We start from the raw sequence: 20,180 nt of genomic DNA on the forward strand, positions 1-20,180 counted from the left end.
GGCCATCGAAGCCACCGCCAGCCAATCTAGAGGAAAGGGACGAGAAGCCAATCCATTTGACGATCGCAGCCTAGCGCCTGAACCCTCCCCGCATGCCGCCCATGCGCCCGGAGAATCCGCCGCCGTAGTTGCCGCGATTGAACGAGGGCCGCGAGGCGCCGGGCCGGTCGAAGCCGCGCCCACCCATTGAATCGCGCTCGAAGCCCCGGTCCCGCGCCACGCGGTCACGGTCGAGGCCGCTGGTGTTGGAGCCCAGTCCGTCACCGAGGCCGGGGCCCTGCATGGGCTTGGTCGAGGCCGTCCCCGCTCCGCCGGCGCCCGGGCGAGCCGGCTTGGTGGCGTTGTCGCGCGGTCCGACGAGGCCGCCGCCCGCGCCGTCCTGGCCTGTCATGGAATGCCACCCGCTGTCGTCGTGCTTGTACACGTGGCCGTCCTTGCCCGCGTAGATGTTGCCGTTCACATCCACCGCGCCGCCGTGGGAGATGTCGCCGGTATCGCGGTCGTAGTGGATATACCCCGCCCCCTGCGCATCGCCGCCGCGTCCCGCGCTGTTGAAGGCGCCGGCCGCCGTCGCGCCCTGCCCGGTGCGCGTGGCCACGCCGCCCGACTGCGTCACGCGGCCGGTGTTGGCATTGACCGCTGTGCTGGTCCCTCCCGCGATGCCGTTGCCGGTATAGATGTTGCCTGCCGCTCCTCCGCGCCCGGCGACGACTCGACCGGTCTGTGGATTGTAGCGGATCCCCCCTGCGGCAGCGACGCTGTTGCCGGTGTAGATGTTGGTGTTGCGCCCGGCATAGCCGTAGCCGCGCCCTCCGGTGGCGGTGTTGTAGTAGCCGCCGCGGAAGCCCCGGCCGTAGTTGCCGGTCCACGAATTGGCCCAGGCCGCGCCGGTGCCGGCGACCACGCTCGATCCCCAGCGGCCATAGACGTTGCCGTAGGCATAGCCCGCTCCGCCCCAGTAACCGGGATAGTAGCCCGGATAATACCACGGCCCCCAGTAGGGATAGTACCACGGATCGTACCAGCCATAGCCGAACGCCAGCCCCCAGCCGAGCGCCATGGTGAAGCCGAACGCGGCCCCGTAGCCATACGTCGTCGGGCAGCCGTAATAGGCCTCGCCTACCCAGGCGTTGCACGGATAGCCGGTGCCGTAGACGACCACTCCGTTGCTCGCGACCGTGCCGTAGTAACCCGGCGTATAGCCGACGTAGACTTCCTCCGCCGTCGATCCATAGACCTGCACGTAAGTGACGTAGTGCAACGGCGAGGAGGCCGGGATCGAATAGATCACCGCCGGAACCGTCGTCGCCACGGTCCAGGGACCCGTGGGCGTGTTCGACGCGAACCACACGCCCTTGTCGAGCGCGAAGTAGCTGTCGGCGCTGATGCGGAAGATCGGCGTCGGCGAATTCTTCGCGGAGGCCAGCGTCGTGCCGGAGATGGGCTCGAACTGCGGCGTGCCGTCATAGAGCGCGGTGAAGCTGGCCGACTTGCGGTTCACGGTCGCGGTCTGCGGGACCGAGTTGGCGACGAGGGACTCCTTGGCTTCCGGCGTCCCCGCGATCGAGGCGAGCACCGCGCCCTTGGGGCCGTCGCTGGGGATCTTGCTGAAATCGGCCGGCAGCTTGTCCGGCGATACCCAGGTCCAGGGCCCCTTGGCGGAAGGGCCGGTGAACCACCGCCCGGAGACTAGCACGTACCAGTTGTTGCCGCTGTCGAGGAACAGGTCAGCGGGCGTGTTGATGACGTAGCTGAGCTGGGTGCCGTCGATATCCTCGAACTTGGGGTCGCCATCGACCACGATCAGTTCGGCCGGCTTCGTGCGGACATAGATGACCGGGAACTTGGTCGCCGCCGGCTCGCCGCCTTGGGCCTGGGTCTGAGGACGCTTCTGCTCGGCGACGAGCTGCGTCATCGCCTGCGAGACCGGCCCGGGAACGGCGTCGGCGCGGACCCAGCCGCTGTCCAGCTTCGCCGAGGTCGCCCACTTCCCGGCGCGCCCGACGTAGAGCTTGTTCTGGTAGCGCAGGATCGGCGCGCGGCTGTTGAGCACATGCTCCACCCCCGCCACGCCGCTCGGCCGCCAGACCGGGTCGCCGTCGATCGGCACCAGAACCGCGGGCTCCAGCGACACGATGATCTCGGGCGGGGTGTTGTTCACCGGCACCTGCGGCGTTTCCGTCATGGCGTCGGTGATCGCGAGCGAGGCTTCGACGGCGTCGAGGCTGGCGACCAGTTCGGTGGTCGGCAGCGACTTTCTGGCCAGCGCCGTCCATGCCGCCTCCTTGTCCTTCCCGGTCGGGAAGCTGGAGCGCTCCACCACGATATCCTGAAGCACGACTTCGCGGGCGTCCTTGTCGGTCTCGGTGCGGGCCTTGATCCACAGTACGCCGTAAGTCTGCTGGGGTATCGTCTTACCGTCCGCGCCCTTCGTTTCGCCGGTCTTCACGGCCATGACGGTGCGCCCCTTGAGCACGTTGCCTTCCCAGGAATCGAGCTGCGGCCGGTTGAGCGAGAATTCGACGCCATCGACCTTGTAGGACCTCGGCCAGGCCCTTGCGTCGATGACCTTGCGGTCCGCCGCGACGGGCATGGCGGACTTTGCTGCCGGCGTGGCTGACGCCGCCGGCTTCGCGGCCGGCGAGACCTGAGTTGCAGTGCAGAGCGCCGCGATCGCCGCCGTGGTCCGCAAGATCCAATGCCTCATGCCCGTGCTCCCAGCCGAACCTCACGAGGTGGCGGGCGCAGCGCCGGCCCCTGGCGGTCGAGCCGGAGAATTGGCCTTCCGCAAAGCCGGGACAATCAGGGTTTTCCATGAGCCTGCGCGGGGCGATCCGGCAGGCAGGCTACTCCGCCGCGACGCCCAGCGCCTGCTCCTGATCCTGCAGCACCGGTTCGATCTCGATCGGCACGCCGCTGAAGTAGGCCATGCCGCCCAGCCAGTCCATGTCGTCGGTGCAGGTCAGGTTGTTGATGTTGGCGTCCTGGTGGCCGTGCGGGATCGAGCAGACGCCGCGCAGGATCGTCGGGTCGAGCTTGGCCGTCACCACGATCTCGCCCGACTTGTTGGAGACGCGCATCTTCTGCCCGTCCTCGATGCCGTGCTCCGCCGCCGTTTCGGGGTTGATGAGACAGTCGGCGATCTCGCCCAGGAAGCTCATCTGCGCGTTGAACTTGCGGCGCTGGCGGCGCGAGGAATAGACCAGCGGCTTGGGCTTGCCCGCATTCGCCTCGTCCTGCGCAAGGAAGTGGTTCCACTGCGCGACGATCTCAGCGGGCATGAGCTGCCATCCGCCCGCGCGCTCGAAGTGGCGGTCGACCCAGGCCGCCGGCAGTTCGCGCGGGTATTCGACGACGCGCTTTTCCTTCAGTTCGTCCCAGGTGCAGCGCGCCATCGCGAGGTGGGTGCCCTGCATGAAGTCGTCGTTCTCGTCGCTGTCGATGTCGGGCACATGGTCCGCGACCGGGAGCCCGGCGCGGCGCATGATCTCGGCGATCACCCACCAGGCCGAGCGCCGCTCCCCCGTGGGTTTCACCAGACGCGGCGCATATTGCAGCGAGACGTTCCAGTTCAGCGTGTCCCAGCGGGTGAACTCGTTGCGTTCGACCGTGGATTTCGTCGGCAGGATGTGGGTGCAGTAGCCGCTGACCTCGTTGTGGGTAATCTCCATGCTGACGTGCAGATCGAGCTTGGGCAGCGCCCCCCGGATGGCATTCGCGTCCGGGAACGAGCGCAGCAGGTGGCCGCCGAAGTTGAAGAAGGCGTGCATGTAGCCCTGTTCGATCTCCTGCGGCAGCACCGCGCAGGGCCAGTCGCCCAGCACGCCCTTCACGTCCGGGCGGACGTGCGAGCCGCGCGTGAAGGCGCTGTCGAGGAGCGGCAGGTGGTCGACGAACTTGTCGAACGGGAACAGCACGCCGGGGTGCATCCAGAGCCCCCCCTTCGCGTTCATCGAGCCGGTCAGGATCATGATGAGCCAGCACATCCACACCGTCAGGTTGCACCCTGGCGACATGCCCACCCCGGTGCCGGTCTCGATCGCGACGATCTTGCGGCGGCGGATCGCGTCGAGCAGGTCCTGCAGCTGCTGCTCGGGCACGCCGGCGATCTCAGCGGCCTTGGCGCGGGTGTGGTCCTTCAGCAGTTCGCGCAAGGGCTCGAGGTCGTTGATCGGCTGCTTCGGGTCGAGCGGCCCGCCCTCGATGATCTCGCGCACGATCCAGGCGAGCGCGGCGTAGTCCTTGCCGGGATAGGTCGCGATGTGCCCCTTGGCGAAGTCGGCGGTCTCGGTGCGGACCGGGTCGATCACCCAGATCTCGCCGCCGCGCCTGTTGATTGTCTTGAGCCACATGCCGGGCTGGTACATGCCGGTGTTGTGGGCGTGGCTGACCATCGGGTTGGTGCCGACGTATATCACCATCTGGCACTCGTCGTAGTCGGTCTTGGGATTGAGCCCGTAGAAGCGCCCCATCGCGCCTGACATCATGACCTTGGCGGTGCCGTCGTTGGTCAGCGGCGTGAACTTGGGCCCATGGTCGAGCGCCGCCCAGAGCGCGTCCTCCATCGTGTAGCCCGAGGAATCGAGTCCCAGCCCGCTGCCGAAATACATGCCCACCGAGTGCGGCCCGTGCTCGTCCACGACCTTGCGCAGCCGGGCGCCGACATCGTCTAGGGCCTCGTCCCAGCTGACCTCCACGAGTTCATCGCCCTTGCGCATCATCGGGCGCGTGATCGGCCGGTCGAGGTGGTGGAGCTGGCCGGTCGCCCTGCCCTTGGGGCAGCTGTAGCCCTTGGTGATCGGGTGCTCGCGGTCGGCCTTGACCTTGAGGATCTTGGAGTCGTTGGCCACCTCGGCGACGATGCCGCAGTTGGTCATGCAGACCTTGCAGTACGTCCGCTTCAGTTCGACGACGTCGCCTTCCTCCATTTGCATGGGGATCGGCTGCGCTTCCGCGGGGTCGAACGCGATGGGCTTGATGGCCACGACTCTCTCCTGTGTCCGCGATCCTCTAAGTGATCGTTCGTTCTATTAGGACACAGGGGCAGCGCGCTGGCAAGGGGCTTGAGGTCAGGCCTCGTCGACGATGTCCTGCATCGCCTTCGCCAGCCACTTCACCGATGCGGGGGCGATGTGACGGTCATCCAGCATGCGAACCTGGATCACGAAGCCGCTCATCAGCCCGTAGAGGTTCATCGCGCGCGCTTGGGCATTGGGTGGACCAAGCCATTCGGCAAGCGGCTCGATGACCTGCCGCAACAGCACGCGGCTCGCCACCTCGCGCGATTCAGGGTCGGCCAGCGCCATGACCATGAGCGAGGTCAGCCGCGCCTCGCTGGTCTCGCAGATCATCTTCGCCATGCGCTCGCCGAAACGGGCCTTCTCGCGCGTGAACAGGCTCTCGTTGAAGATGCCGTAGACCAGCGCGTCGTGGAACAGGTTCGCCTTGGTGTCGAAGTAGCGCAGGATCAGCGAGGAGGCGACGTCCGCCTCCCTGGCAATGTCGCGGATGCCGGTGTTGGCGAAGCCGTGGCGGGCGAACCTGTCGTAGGCGGCGGCAAGTATCCGCGCCCGCGTCTTGACCGGATCGCGCCGCTTGGGCTCCTTCTTCACGTCCATGCCGTCCCCCGCGCTTCCCTGCCTTTGCCCCTCGCTACAGGCTATGGCGGGCGAGGAGAACCGCCGGGCGATCGTTTTCCTACATCGCCGCCGCCTGCTACGTTCGCGCAGGTTCTTTCCCATCGTCGAGACCGCGCCCGTGCTTTCCTTCAAGGAAGGTGGCGCCGCGCATGTACTTCATCAACCAAACCCCTCCTTCCCAAACAGTGGATGCCATTTGCGACCAACTGCCGGGCCAGCGAAATTTAAGTCATACCGCTGTCATCGCCGGGTCCTAACCGCCGGGGCCATAGTCGATCATGAGGGGATACGACATGTCCATGAACATTCCTGCCAAGACCATTCTCAACCTGACGTGCTGCCTTGGCGCGCTGCTGCTGCCGGCGCATGCCTTCGCGCAGGACGCCGCCGCAACGGCAGCGGACGAACCGAGCGAAGGCCTCGGCGACATCGTCGTGACCGCAGAACGCCGCACCGAGAACCTCCAGCGGGTTCCGGTTTCCGTCGGCGTCGTCAGCGGTGACCAGCTGCGCAATTTCCAGGCCAGCGGCGACGACATCCTCTCGCTCTCGGGCCGCGTCCCGGGCCTCTATGCCGAGACGACCACGGGCCGCATCTTCCCGCGCTTCTACATCCGCGGCCTCGGCAACATCGACTTCTACCTCGGCGCGTCGCAGCCGGTGTCGATCATCCAGGACGACGTCGTGCTCGAGCACGTCGTGCTGAAGTCGAACCCGGTCTACGACATGGACCAGGTGGAAGTGCTGCGCGGACCGCAGGGCTCGCTGTTCGGCCGCAACACCACGGCGGGCATCATCAAGGTCGACACCGTCAAGCCGACCGTCGACCGCTGGACCGGCCGCGCCAATGCCAGCTACGGCGAGTACAATTCGGTGAACGTCGATGCCGGCATCGGCGGCCCGATCATCCAGGACAAGCTGGCGATCCGCGTCTCGGGCCTCTACCAGCGCCGCGACGACTGGGTGGACAACGTCTACAGCGGCCCCAGCGCCGACGGCACCGTCTCGCCCAAGAAGAACGCCATGGGCGGCTTCGAGGAGCGTGACGCCCGCGTTCAGCTGCTGCTCGCTCCGGTGGACAGCAACTTTTCGATGCTGACCAGCTTCCATGCCCGTAGCTACGACGGCACCTCGACGATCTTCCACCGCGCCGCGTTCACCAAGGGCTCCAACGACGTCAGTGCCGAGCCGCGCGACAAGATCGCCCTCGACGAGGCGCACGACAACCCGCAGGGCTACGACACTTACGGCGCATCGAACCGCATCGCGCTCGACTTCGGCCCGGTCACGCTGACCTCGATCTCGGCGTGGGAGACGACCAAGGGCTACAGCCGCGGCGACACCGACGGCGGCGCGGGCGCCGACTATCCGGTGAACGGCGTGGCCAACGGCTTCGGCCAGTCGCAGGGCAATGTGCGCGATCTCGACCAGATCACGCAGGAGGTGCGCCTGTCGAGCAACGGCGACACCCGCTTCAAGTGGCAGGTCGGCGCCATGTGGTTCGAGGAACGCAACATCACCGACTTCTACCAGCGCGCGTTCTTCCTCAACCCGCCCGCCAACAACCCCAACAACTGGGTGCGCCTGCGCAACGAGAACACCAGCTGGGCCTTCTTCGGCCAGGCGAGCTACGAACTCGCGCCAGGCCTGACGGTGACCGCCGGTGGCCGTTACACCAACGACACCAAGAAGACCCGCCTGCTCAAGACCGCAGACACCGCCGCAGGCGTGGTGACCTATCGCGGCCGTCGCTACGTGCGCCTCTCGGACGAGAAGCCGAGCTGGGACGTCAGCGTCCTTTATGAAGCCAGCCCCGAGGTCAGCCTCTACGCCCGCGTCGCCACCGGCTTCCGTGGCCCGACCATCCAGGGCCGTTCGGCGGTGTTCAACTCGGACTTCACCACGGCGGATTCCGAAACGATTCTCTCGGGCGAGGCCGGCATCAAGACCCAACTGTTCGACAACCGCGTGCGTTTCAACCTGTCGGGCTTCGCCTACCGGGTGAAGGACATCCAGCTCAACGGCAACGACAGCGATGGCAACGGCGTGCTGTTCAACGCCGACAAGGCCAAGGCCTACGGCATGGAAGCCGAGCTGGAAGCGCGCCCGATCCCCAACCTCACGCTGACGGCGGGCGTCAGCCTGCTGCACACGGAGATCAAGGACAAGAACGTCTACGCGCAGGTCTGCGCCCTCAACGGCGTGGTCGTCTGCACGGTGCAGGACCCGACCATCACCGTGGCGGGCCGCGGCGTCTTCGCGCAGATCGACGGCAACCCGCTGCCCAACGCGCCGAAGTACACCGCCAACGTCACGGCGCGCTACGACGTGCCGCTGGGCAACGGCGACTCGCTGTTCGCGGCGACCGACTGGATGGTGCAGGGCTACACCAACTTCGTCCTCTACAAGACGGCGGAGTTCAATTCGAAGGATGACTTCGAGGGCGGCCTGAAGATCGGCTACACTGCTGCCGGCGGCCAGTACGAGATCGCCGCCTTCGCGCGCAACATCACCAATGAGAAGAACCTCAAGGGCGTGATCGAGAACTACATGGCGGCGGTGTTCAACGAACCGCGCGTCATCGGCGGCTCGATCTCGGGCAAGTTCTAAGGCAGGAGCGAGGGGCGCCGGTCTGGCAGGATCGGCGCCCTTCCCCTCACCGGCCCCGCAGCAGGCTGTCCTTGAGCGTGAGCTGCAGCGTGATGCTGCGCGGCGGGCTGGCGGTTCCCAGCACGTCGCCCTGCCGGGTGACCGACGTGCCCGTACCCGTCGCCGTCGCGCCGACCACCGATCCCGCGACGACGTAGAGCTTGTTGGTCAGGTTGCGCCCGATCAGCGCCACTTCCCACGGCTTGTTATCCCCGCCGTTCAGCGTGATCGCGCCGTTGAGCTGCCAGTACGACGACTGGTGGTTAAGCGGATTGGCCTCGGTTTGCGTGGTGTAGCTGCTGCTGTAGGCGGTATCGAGCGCCACCGTCCCGCCAAGGCTGGTCGAAAATTCGTGGTCGTAGGCCACGCCCGCCGTCAGCGAGAATTCGGGCGCGCGGAACAGGCGCTGGCCGGTCTGGTCCTGGTCCTGATAGGGATTGGCCGCCGTACCGTAAGTCGCTGCCGGCAGGCTCGGCGTGCGCGGATTGAGGTTGCATCCCGCCGCTACCGACTGGCCCGCGTAGCACCCGCCGATGAAATCGGTGTACTTCGAGTGATTGTACGCCGCCGCCGCGTTCACGGATAGGCCCGGCAAGGCGCTGGGCCGATAAGTCACGCTGGCCTCCACGCCCTCGATCTCCGCCCCGCCCGCGTTCTGGGTCAGCTGGGTGAACGAGGCATTGTCGTAGCGCGACAGCTGCAGGCCGGAATACTTGTAGTAGTATCCCACGAGGTCGAACATCACCTGCCGCCCGGCGAGGTAGCCCTTGATCCCCGCCTCCCCGCCCTTCGCGGTCATCTGCCCGTAGGACAGGTCCACACGCGGCGGGGTCTGGTTCGCCTGCGAGCGCAGGGTCGTGGGCACCGTGTTGAAGCCGCCGGAAGTGAATCCCTCGCGGTAGGCGGCGTAGAGCGTCAGGTTGGTGCTCGGCCGCCAGGTCAGCGTGACCTCAGGCGAGAAGTCGGTGTATTTGCGCTTCGGGTTCAGCACGTCGATCGGGCTGGCGTACGATGTGCCGTAAAGCGACTTCGTCTCCCACGAATAGCGCCCGCCCGCCGCCAGTTCGAGGTCCTCAACCAGCTTGTAGCGCGCCTGCCCGAACAGCGACGAGGCTTCGGTATGGACGTTGTAGTAGGTGGAGCCGACGAGGAACGGCGTCGTCGCCCCGCCGAAGTCCACCGCGAAGGCCTGCCGGATCTTGAAGTGCGCGTCCTGGTAGAACCCGCCAACGAGGAAGTTCAGCGGCCCGTCGAAGTCGGTCGCGAGGCGCAGTTCCTGGCTGAAACCGGTGGCGTCTATGTCGTTGGAGGCGCCGAAGTAGGTCGCGTTGGAGAAGGTGAACGGATCGACCGACTTCTCGCGCAATTGGTAATAGCCCGTGACCGACGACAGCGTCAGCGCCTCGCCAAGGTCCTGGTCGACCGAGAGCGAGGTCAGGAACTGGCTCGACTTGGCGAAGGGCACGCCGTCCTGCAGCGTCGGGTCCAGCGCGGTCATGCGCGCGGGCAGGATGACGCTGTAGAACTTGCGGTTCAACTCGCAGTCGATCGCGCCGGAAAGACGGCTCACGCCGCCGGGGCAGAACACGATCTGCGAGCCGCCGGTCGGCCCGACGCCGTCGCGCGTGCGCTTGCCATAGGCGATCTTGGCCTTGGCCCGCGTCCCGCCGCCGGCGGAATCGTAGGTCAGGGTGCCGCGCACGAAGACGTCCTCGGCGTTATAACTGTCCGCCGCCGGGCCGGGTGTCACCCCGGCGATGGGCACGGCGACATTCTGGAACCAGCCGTCTTCCTTGGAATAGTAGCCGACCACGCGCGCGCCGATGGTGTCAGTCAGCGGCGAGGACACGGTGCCTTCGACGTAGCGCTGGTCGCCCGCGAACTCATAGCCGGTGCGCAGCTTGGCCTCGAACACCTTGCCCGGGTCCTGCGAGGTCAGCGAGACGATGCCGCCGGGGCTGTTCTTGCCATAGAACAACGCCTGCGGGCCCTTGAGCACCTCGACCTGGCCGAGGTCGTACTGGCCAAGCCGGATCGCGTTACCGTAGCTGATCGGCACGCCGTCTATGTTGAGAGTGACGGCGGTCTCGGTCGAGGGATTGGAAATGCCCGAGCCGATGCCGCGCAGGTTGATCGAGCCGCCGACCTGATTCTGCGATTCCGCGATGACCAGCTGTGGCACCTGCTGGCTGATATTGGTCAGCGTCACCGTGGCGTAGCGCTCCAGCTGCTCCTTCGAGAGCGCGGAGACCGCCACCGGCACGTCGAGCAGGCGCTCGCTGCGCTTGCGGGCAGTGACGATGATGTCGCCGGACGTATCCTGGGCGGCCTGCTGCGCGGCGTCCGACTGCGCCTGCGCCGCTGGCATCGCCGCAAGGGTGCCGAACGCGGCCAGCGCGGTCCCGGCCGCAAGCCTTTGCGGGTTCCTCATAGTCCTCTCCTCCGACGACGTCCCTTTGCTGGACTGTCGCGGCGAAGGCTTCCACCTGAGTAGACAGTTGTCAACGCGGGCACCTCCAGAGAGGAGCGGCAGCGCGTCGTTATCGTTCCGGCGTTGCCGTAAGGGTCAAGCCCCGGCGAACGTCAGCGGGCAAAGGCTTTCAGTTCGGCGAGGCGGATGGCGCGGCCTGCAGTGGGGGTCATGGTCACCCGGATGCGGCTCGCCTCGACGGCGGACCAGGCTACTTGCGTGACCCCGTTGGCGAGTGGCGCCGTTCCGACCGCCACCTTGCGCCACCGTCCATCACGGAACACCTCCACGACGACGGTATGAGGCGCCGCATACTTGCCGTCGTCGGCAAAGAAGGCGAGTTCGGTACGGCCCAGCGTGACGGTCTTGCCGAAGTCTACCGCGTACCACTGCGGTTTTGTAGAAACCTCGGAATCCCAACCGTTCGGCAATTCCGGGTAGAACCACGCGCGGCCGTCGATGCCGTCGTGCAGCTTTTCAGCGTCGGTGCCCGAGGAGGCGTCAGGCTTCGGATAGGCGCCGCGCACGAGCTGGACCGCCAGGTTCTCCTCGCGCTCGATCGGCGCATTGGCCTTGCGCATGACCGGCACCTCGATGCGGCCGAGCTGCCCCTTGCGGGCGACTTCGCGGCCGTCCACCTCGATGGCGAGGCCCCTGCCCCGGCCGTAGTGCGTGCCGTCCGCGTCCCAGGTCACAGAGACTTCGTGGCCGTGGTAAGGCACTCGCTCGACGCGGAACCACGCCAGCGCCTGCGGGTCACCCGCCGCCGGCAGCAGCGGATTGACCTCCAGCACGTCGTCCGCGCGCGGGCGGATGCCGACGAGGCCGCTGAGGATCAGGTCGAGGTAGCCGGAGTGGAAGTAGTGATGGCTGCGGTCCAGCCCGACGATCGGTTTGCCGGTCTCGGGGTCGTAGTCTTCCTCGAGGTCCAGCTTGTCACCCTGGAAATGCATCTGGGTGTAGAGCCGCAGCTCGCGCATCCAGTCGCTGCGGGTGACAGGGCCGCGCTGGTCGTAGTGATCGAGCAGGTTGGCCATGCCGGTCAGCACCTGCGTGGTCTGGTAGGGCCACACGGGTCCGTTCCACTGGCACTCGCGCGCGGTGCCGAGGTAGCGGTACTGGCGCATGTAGTATTCGTAGTTCTTCTCGACCGTGCGCATCCCGGCCTTGCCGGCCAGCGAATTCGGGGCGAGCAGGTGCGTCCAGGCCTGTGAATACTTCGCCTCGTCGGGCACGAGATCGAACATCCACGGCAGGTAGCCGACCAGTTCGCGGTTACGGATCGGGTCCCAGTACTTGACGTATTCGTTGGTCAGCTGGTGCCGGTCGGTGAAGTGGCCGAGCTTCGGATTCCACAGGTCCGCGAGCACGCGCGTGCGCAGCGCTTCGGCGCGGCCGGCGTATTCCTTCGCCATCGCCGTGTCGCCCGCCAGCGTCGCCATGCGCGAAAGCGCGCGGGCGTTGGCGAACATGTAGCTGTTGACCGAGGGCCGGAAGGCGTCGCCGCCCCGGAAGCCGTCCTTGCCGCCCGATGCATCGATCGAGGAGACGGTGTACTCGGTCGCGTCCAGCAGCGGCTCGACGAAGTAGAGGCCCTTGTCGAAGTCGAACTTCTCGTCCCAGAGCCGGTAAACGTGGCGCATCGTCTTGAGATGCGCGAGCACCGCGTCGCGGTCGCCGTCGACGAGGTAGCGGCCCCAGACCGAGTCCGCCATGTGATCGGTGAAGTGGCGGTCGTTGCCGCCCTCGTACATGAAATTGATGTAGTCGTCGGTGAATCGGCGGTCGTTCAGCCAGCGTCCCTCGGCGATATGGAAGCCGCTCGCATCGTTGAGGCTGGCGAAGGGATGGCGCTGCCAGTCGACGTCGTCGGCGAACTCGGTGGTGATGTACCCCTGCGCGCCCAGATCGCGCTGGTGCGCGCGGAACAGGCCCCAGCGGTAGTAGTAGACCGCGTCGATCTTGGGATCGGAGGATTCGAAGAAGGGAATGCGCCCCTCGTACCAGGGAGCATCGTTGCCGAAGCGCGCCTTGGCGATGGCGGGGATGTCGAGGGTGGCGGCGGCCGTCGATGGCGCGGGAGCCGGCGGAGCCGCAGCCGTTGCGAGAAGCGCCGCGGCGGCGAGGATCATCCGGGTCTTCAAACGCATCGTCACCCCTTCAACAATACGTCGCCCCCGGCCGGAGCCGGAGACGACGATAATCACTTCAGGCGGCCGGCTCCCGGGTGTTGGGAGAGGAAGGAGCCCCGGGAGACCGGCCGCCTAGCCGGACAGGCTTACTTGAAGGTGAAGCGGGCGCCGACCGCGAAGGTGCGGGCCAGCTGCAGCGTACCGAGGTTGAACTGCTGCGAATTACCCGCATCGCCGTACTTGTAGTAGTTCTGCTGCTTCGACTTGGTGAGGTTCACCGCGTCGAAGGTGATGCCGACGTTGTCCAGGACGTTGAGGGTCAGCTGGAAGTCCAGGCTGTCCTCGGGCTTGTACCAGACGCCGATCGGGTTGGCGAAGAGACGGGCCTCGTTGTTGTGCAGGAAGCCCTTGCGCCAGATGTACGACAGGCGAGCGCTGACCGGGCCGTTGTCGTAAGCGAGCGTGGCGTTGTACGACAGCTTCGAGACGTTGAAGAAGGCCGACTGCGTCTGGGTGATGTTGCCAGCTTCATCCTGCTCGGGGATGTTCTGCTTGGAGTCCAGCACCGTCAGGCTTCCCTGGAAGCCCAGGCCCTTCAGCGGGCCCGGCAGGTAGCTCGGGAAGTAGGTCAGGCCCACTTCCACGCCCTTGAGCACACCGTCCGAAGCGTTCACCGGGCGCGTGATCGAGAAGTAGTCCGTGGCGCCGGCAACGATTCCGTTGTTGGGGATGTACTCCATCGACGTCAGCGGCACGACCAAACCGCTGATCTCGCGGCGGAAGGCGGTGACGGTGATCGCGCTGTTACGCTCGAAGTACCACTCCAGAGCAACGTCGTAGTTCTTCGAATGGGTGGGCTTCAGATCCGCCGTGCCGGCCGAGCCGCTGCCGTAACCCAGGTTGGTGAGATCGCCGACCAGCGCGTAGGTCGGGTTGATGTCGCCGAAGTTGGGACGACGCAGGGTTTCACCGTAGTTGAAGCGCAGGCGCAGGTTCGGCTCGATTTCGTAGCGAGCGGTGAAGCTGGGCAGGAACTTTTCGGACTGGCTGCCGCCGCGGGTCAGCGCGCTGTTGTTGTAGCGGTCGAAGAACTTCGAGTTGGTGACCACCGAGACATAGCGCACGCCGCCTTCGAGGTCGAGCGGACGACCGAAGATCGTCACCTGTCCGTCGGCCAGCAGGTAGCCCGACATCGTGCTTTCCTCGATGTCGAAGGTCTTTGCGAGCGACAGCGAGTCCGACGTCGGCAGCCCGTAGAGACCGCGCACGTAGTCGGCGTTGTCATGGAGCCAGTAGCCGTTCGCGAGCGTCCAGCTGCGGGGCACGTCGGCGATGCCGTCCATGAAGTCCGAGTTGGTGAACTGCGCGTCTTCGCCGAGCGAGGACAGCGGAACGCCCAGGTTGTTGGCGCTCTGCGTGCGGGTGTAGCTGGTCGCCGTGCGGCGATCGAAGCGCATGCCGCCCTTGATCCGGCGCAGGAAGCCCTCATCCCAGGTGTAGTAGCCGTCGAGCGTGACGGTGAAGGCGTCGCCCTCGTTCTTGTCGGCATTGTCGTAGAGCTGCGCGACGTTCCAGACGCTGGGATCGGTCAGGAGCGAGTCGTCGCTGAAGTGGTACGACGGGATGCCGCCGCCGGCGTTGAAGTCGACGTTGATCTGGTCGGCCACGCGGTCGGTGCGCATGGCGATGAACGAGGACTTGTTGACGCTGGTCTGGTAGGCGACGTCACCGATGATCTTGCCGCGATCGCCCAGGTCCCATTGCCCGTTCAGGGCATAGACGTAGCTGTCGGTGCGGTTCTTGGTGTAGTCGCCGCTGTTGAAGCCATAGACGTCGTTCGCGGTACGCGACTTGACGATGTTGGTGCCGTCGTAAAGCGTGGGCGACTGCGGGTCGGCCCAGAAGTCCACGAAGCTGAACTGCAGCGAGTTGAAGGTCTCGCCGCGGAAGCCGGCGTAGAACACTTCGGCGGTGTAGACCGAGCTAGAGTTCGGCGCCCACTGCAGGGCGATGTTGACCGAGGGACGTTCACGCTTGCCGTAGAGGTCCGAGGAGAACACCGCGTCGCGCGAGAGGTAGTACGGCACCTCGACGCCGTTGGAGAAGATCGTCGAGCCCGGCGTGGTCGGCAGGCCGGCGTTGAGGCCGGGCGTCCAGTTCACGTTGCCTTCGCCCGGGAAGATGCGCTCAAGCGGGGCCAAGCCCGAACCGGCCGGCGGATTCTCCGTCGCGAAGGGCACGAGGGCGCCCGCGGTGGTCGACATGTTACGGTACTTGGTGCGGCTCCACGAACCGTTCACCAGCAGGCCGATGTCGCCCACGCCGGTTTCCCAACGATCGCTGATCAGCAGCGCGGCGTTCGGATTATAGGTGTCGGCCTGCTCGTTGTAGATGCCGCGCACGAGGCCCGAGATCGCGAAACCGTCGAAGTCGAACGGACGGCGGGTCTTGACGTCGATCTGGCCGGCGAGACCGGTTTCGATCTGGTCAGCCGAGCGGGTCTTGTAGACGTCGACCTGCTTGACGAGGTTCGCCGAGATGTCCTGCAGCGCGAAGGACTGGCCGGTCGAGGTGAAGATGTTGCGGCCGTTGAGCGTGGTCAGCGGGTCGGAAAGACCGCGGATGGTCACGGTGCCGGCTTCGCCGCCGGCGCGGTCGGTGACCTGCACGCCGGTGACGCGCTGGAGCGCCTCGACGACGTTGTTGTCAGGCAGCTTGCCCACGTCCTCGGCCACGACCGAGTCCACGATCTGGATGTTTTCCTTGCGGACGTTCAGCGCGCCGACGATCGAGGCGCGCACGCCCGTCACGATGATGTCTTCCGCCGACGCGTCGCCGTCGCCGACGGCGTCCTGCGCGGGCGCGGCCTGAGGCGCGGCGTCCTGTGCATGGGCTACGCCCGAGCCCAGAACGAGCGCGAGAACGGATGCGGTGCAGAATGCGAATGGCTTGAGTGCCATGTATCAACCCTCCCAATGGGGCTGGTCGCTACCATGCCCCTCCAATTACTCCGGCTAGTTATTAGTCCGACTAATTCGTGGCAAGAGGAAAAACGCGAGAGCTGTCAAAAACCTTTCAGCAGTGTTGCTGATAGGTCGCATCCCCGCCAGAAATCGGGAGATTTCTGACGGGAAATGCTGATGGGCTGGATCAACCGGGAAGCCAGGCGCTCGCCGGATCGGCAGCGGCTGCGAGTCGTACGTTGTCGGAGGAATGGGCCAGCGCCTTGCCCGAGAACGCCTGCGAGACGAAGCGGACAGCCCCGCCCTTCGCGGCTTCGCGGCGGAAGCGGTCGGCGCCCGGTGCGGTGCCGGTCGCGGTGCGCGGCGCGAGGCTGACCGAACCGTCGGCGGCGGCCACCAGGCACTGGTCGGGCTTCATGATCGGCGCGAGTTGGACGGTGCCGTCGTCCGCGGGCCACGAGCGGAACTGCGTCTGCTCGATCGGACCGGTGCCGACCCGGAGGCGATCGCCCTCCAGAACGAGGTTAGCGCCGCGCTTCACCGCCGGAGCGAAGCGCTCGGGCAGCGGGCCGTTGCCGACCGGCACGCCAAAGTCGGGGTTGCCGTCCGCGCCGAAGTACAGGCGCTGCACGCGGGTGTCGCGGTCGGGGTTGTAGAGCGGGTCGCCTTCGATCGCCTCGTAGTCGCGGCCGTGGTAGACGAGGATATCATTACCCTGCTCGTCCACGGTGAAGCTGTTGTGGCCGGGCCCGTAGACCGAGGTCTCGCGGCAGGTGACGAAGACCGGCTCCTGCGACTTGGTCCAGGCGCGCGGGTCCATGATGTTGGCAGTCTCGTCCACGCTCAGCAAGCCCAGGCAATAGCGCGCGTCGGTTGCGCTGGCGGAGTAGGTCATGAACAGGCGCCCGTTCTTGACGATGAACGCCGAACCCTCGTTGACCTTGTAGCCGCGCACTTCCCAGTCGAACGTCGGCACCGTCAGGCGCGCGGGCGCGGCGGCGAGGGTCAGCGCGTCCTTCATCGGGGCGATGTAGACGTTGGAATTGGTGTCGATCCCCGGCTCGCGCTGCGCCCACGAGAAGTAGCGCACGCCGCGGTGTGTGAAGACGGTGGAATCCAGGTTGAAGCTGTCCCAGGGCGCCTTGAACTGGCCGAGCACCGACCAGTTGCCGGTCATCGGATCAGGGCCGTCACAGACCACGGCGAACGTGCGGATGCGGAACACGTCCTCGCCGCCGCCGCTCGGGCCGGCCGCGAAGTAGACGATCCAGCGCCCGTCGATGAAGTGCAGTTCCGGCGCCCACAGGAAGCCCGACATCGGCCCGCTTGCCTCATGGCGCCAGAGCACGCGCTCCCCGGCGGAGGCCAGCCCGGCGATGGTCTTCGCACGGCGCAGCGCGAGACGGTCGTACTCGGGCACGGAGCCCATCATGTAGTAGAAGCCGTCGTCATGGCGGAATATCTGGGTGTCGGCGCGCTGGCGCACGAGCGGGTTGATCGGCCAGGTAGGATTGGGACGGGTGGGCGCCGGCGAGCTGCCGAGAGCGGCGGTGCCGGGGTTCGTGCAGGCGAGCGGCAGCAGTGAGGCCGCGGCGGCGAAAGTGCGGCGCGATAGAAGCATCGTCATGTCGTCCTCTCCGGTGTTCATGTCGGTCTAGGTGTCGTCTAGGTGCCGTTCGGGCTTACCTAAAAAGGACGCCCCGGCACTAGGGCCGGGGCGCCGTCAGGTGGGTCTCAGTATTGGGCTGTGGGCCACCCGTCCGCGTCCCAGCGAACCGGAGCAATGCGCAGTTTCGGGGCGCCTTTGTCCTGCTTGTCGTAGGCGTGGTAGACGACGTAGGTGGTGCCGTCCTTGTCGGTGAAGGCGCCGGCATGGCCGGGGCCGCGGAAGCGCTGCTGCTCCTGCAGGTCGGCGCGCAGGAAGATGCTGCCGCCGCCCTGCATCATGTCGCTGCCGTCCTTGCCGAGGTAGGGTCCGGTGACCTTCTTCGAGCGGCCGACCACGGTATAGTAGGTGCTGTTCACGCCCTTGCAGCAGTAGTCGTAGGACGCGAGGAGGTAGTACCAGCCCCCGTGCGGGATGATGAACGGCGCCTCGATCGGCGCGGGTCCTCCCGCCGGAGCGGGGCGGCGCGCGATCGAGTAGGGCTCGGTCCCGGGAGCGGGCTTGCCGGTCTTCGGATCGAGTGGGAAGAGCTTGATACCGCTCCAGAAACTGCCGAGCGACAGCCATTGGCGTCCCTGCGCGTCGACCACGAAGTTGGGGTCGATCGCGTTGAAATCGTCCTCCTTCATGGACATGACGACGAGGCCCTGGTCCTTCCACTTCGCCTTCGCGCCCAGCGTGGGACTGGTGGCGAGGCCGATGGCGGAGCGGTTCGAACCGAAGGTCGAGACCGAGTAGTAGAGCCGGTACTCGCCATTCACGTAACTGATGTCAGGCGCCCAGATGCCTTCGGTGCCGGGGACGGCCTCCTTGGCCCAAGCGGGAATCTCGGCGAAGACGGCACCCCCGTCGGTCCAGGTCTTCAGGTCCTTGGAGGTCCTGATCCCGATGTATTTGCCCACGGTGCTGAGCACGTAATAAGTGTCACCCTCGCGGATGATGACCGGGTCGTGCACGGTGAGGTCGCCGGTCAGCTGCGAGTTGAGCGTCGGCAGGGGCGCGGTGTCCTGCGCCAAAGCCGGCGCAAGTGCCGCGCTGGAAAATCCCAGCGCGGCAAGGGTTAGGAGCCAGCTCTTCATTGCAGTTCGAGCACGACGACCGACTTCGCCGGCAGCGTGACGACGAGGTTGCCGCCCTGCACGCTCGCGCCGGTGAAGGGGACAGGCTTGACCACGTCGGGCGCGTCGAAGGTGTTGTGCGAGTTGATAGCCGACGCCGTCAGCACCCTGCCCGTCACATCGGAAGGCGAAATGCCACCCAGCTTGATGGTCACGGTGTTGGGCTGGTTGGGATCGAGGTTCGACAGGCCGACATGGACCTTGCCGTCCTTGCCCTTCACCGCCGAGCCGCTCACGGCCGGCATCGTGAACTCGTCCTTGGCGTACCAGGGGGACTTGATCTCGATCGGCAGCACGGTCGCATCCTGCCACGGCTTGTACATCTCGAAGACGTGATAGGTGGGCGTCAGCACCATCTTGTTGCCGTCCGCGAAGATCATCGCCTGGAGCACGTTCACCATCTGCGCGATGGCGGTCATGCGCACGCGGTCGGCGTGCTTGGCGAAGATGTCGAGGTGGACGGACGCGATCAGCGCATCGCGCAGGGTGTTCTGCTGGCGCAGGAAGCCCGGGTGCGTGCCCGGGTCCTGTGCGTACCAGGAGCCCCACTCGTCGACCGCGAGGAAGACGCGCTTCTCGGGATCGTACTTGTCCATGATCGCCGAGTGCTTGGTGATCAGCTCGTCCATGTGGCGCGCGCCGGTCAGCGCATCGGCCCAGCCATGCTCGTCAAAGTCGACGGCGGGCGCACGCGGCGGCCAGCCACCGGCGGGGTGGACATAGTAGTGCAGCGAAACGCCGTCGAGCTGCGGGGCCGCGACGCGCATCATCGTCTCGGTCCAGTTGTAGTCGTCGACGTTGGCGCCGGCGGCGACCTTCAGGATCTTGGTGCCGGCCGGCGGCTTGATAAAGGTGGCGTAGCGGCGGGTTTCGTCGGCAGCGAACTCGGGCCGCATGTTGCCGCCGCAGCCCCACAGCTCGTTGCCGACGCCGAAGTACTGGATCTTCCAGGGCTCCTTGTGGCCGTTCTTCGCGCGCTCGTCGGCCAGAGAACCGGCGGGCGAGGTCATGTATTCGACCCACTCGGCCATTTCGCGCGGGGTGCCGTTGCCGACGTTGCCGGCGATGTAGGCTTCCGCGCCGACCTGGCGGATCAGCTCGAAGAACTCGTGCGTGCCGACGGTGTTGGGCTCGGTGACGCCGCCCCAGTGGGTGTTGATCTTGACCGGGCGCTTGTTCTGCGGGCCGATGCCTTCACGCCAGTTGTACTCGTCGGCGAAGCAGCCGCCGGGCCAGCGGATCACAGGCACCGACAGGTCGCGCAGCGCCTGAACGACGTCGTTGCGGAAGCCGTTAGTGTTCGGGATCTTGCTGTTCTTGCCGACCCACAGGCCGCCGTAGATGCCCGTGCCGAGGTGCTCGGCGAACTGGGTGAAGACTTCCTTGTGGTAGACCGGGCCGGGCTTGTCGGCCTCGATCGTGGCGGTGGTGGGCTGGCCGCCGGTATCGGCCTGTGCCGTGCCGGTCAGCGCGGTGGCCGCCATCAGCATGGCCAGCGTAGTGCGACGAATGGTCTTCATCATGTCCTGTCCCCTCCCTGGGGT

Annotated in this window: 10 protein-coding genes; 1 reads left to right on the top strand and 9 read right to left on the bottom strand. The window is 66.3% G+C overall.

Going from position 1 to position 20,180, the window contains the following annotated elements; translation table 11 throughout:
- Positions 1-70 precede the first annotated feature (70 nt).
- From PMI02_RS01840 to PMI02_RS25700, 3 genes are all read right to left on the bottom strand, one after another.
- Complete coding sequence (locus tag PMI02_RS01840; RefSeq protein WP_007677870.1) at positions 71-2,707, bottom strand: hypothetical protein; 2,637 nt, start codon at positions 2,705-2,707, stop codon at positions 71-73.
- Positions 2,708-2,846: 139 nt separating this feature from the next.
- Positions 2,847-4,985 (bottom strand): molybdopterin-dependent oxidoreductase, encoded by a 2,139-nt coding sequence (locus tag PMI02_RS01845; protein ID WP_007677873.1) that lies wholly within the window; start codon positions 4,983-4,985, stop codon positions 2,847-2,849.
- A gap of 84 nt (positions 4,986-5,069) precedes the next feature.
- On the bottom strand, positions 5,070-5,618 hold the full coding sequence (locus PMI02_RS25700) for a TetR/AcrR family transcriptional regulator (RefSeq protein ID WP_007677875.1): 549 nt from the start codon (positions 5,616-5,618) through the stop codon (positions 5,070-5,072).
- A 314-nt stretch (positions 5,619-5,932) separates the two neighbouring features.
- Here PMI02_RS25700 and PMI02_RS01855 point away from each other — a divergent pair, with 314 nt between their 5' ends.
- Positions 5,933-8,248: a TonB-dependent receptor gene (locus PMI02_RS01855; protein WP_007677877.1), complete on the top strand. Its 2,316-nt coding sequence runs from the start codon at positions 5,933-5,935 to the stop codon at positions 8,246-8,248.
- A gap of 46 nt (positions 8,249-8,294) precedes the next feature.
- Here the strand turns inward: PMI02_RS01855 and PMI02_RS01860 are convergent, their stop codons facing one another.
- The 6 genes from PMI02_RS01860 to PMI02_RS01885 form a co-directional block, all read right to left on the bottom strand.
- Positions 8,295-10,718, bottom strand: coding sequence for a TonB-dependent receptor (locus PMI02_RS01860; RefSeq protein WP_007677878.1), 2,424 nt, complete (start codon positions 10,716-10,718; stop codon positions 8,295-8,297).
- A gap of 152 nt (positions 10,719-10,870) precedes the next feature.
- Entirely contained in the window at positions 10,871-12,907 is a 2,037-nt protein-coding gene (locus tag PMI02_RS01865) for a glycosyl hydrolase family 65 protein (RefSeq protein ID WP_007677879.1), read from the bottom strand.
- A gap of 128 nt (positions 12,908-13,035) precedes the next feature.
- Positions 13,036-15,849, bottom strand: coding sequence for a TonB-dependent receptor (locus tag PMI02_RS01870; protein WP_007677880.1), 2,814 nt, complete (start codon positions 15,847-15,849; stop codon positions 13,036-13,038).
- A 190-nt stretch (positions 15,850-16,039) separates the two neighbouring features.
- Positions 16,040-17,479, bottom strand: coding sequence for a glycoside hydrolase family 43 protein (locus PMI02_RS01875; protein WP_036501875.1), 1,440 nt, complete (start codon positions 17,477-17,479; stop codon positions 16,040-16,042).
- A 107-nt stretch (positions 17,480-17,586) separates the two neighbouring features.
- On the bottom strand, positions 17,587-18,597 hold the full coding sequence (locus tag PMI02_RS01880; RefSeq protein ID WP_007677882.1) for an arabinan endo-1,5-alpha-L-arabinosidase: 1,011 nt from the start codon (positions 18,595-18,597) through the stop codon (positions 17,587-17,589).
- Entirely contained in the window at positions 18,594-20,159 is a 1,566-nt protein-coding gene (locus PMI02_RS01885) for an alpha-N-arabinofuranosidase (protein ID WP_007677883.1), read from the bottom strand. The genes PMI02_RS01880 and PMI02_RS01885 overlap by 4 nt, the downstream gene beginning before the upstream one ends.
- Between the last annotated feature and the right edge of the window lie 21 nt (positions 20,160-20,180).

Source organism: Novosphingobium sp. AP12 (assembly GCF_000281975.1).
Classification (GTDB): domain Bacteria; phylum Pseudomonadota; class Alphaproteobacteria; order Sphingomonadales; family Sphingomonadaceae; genus Novosphingobium.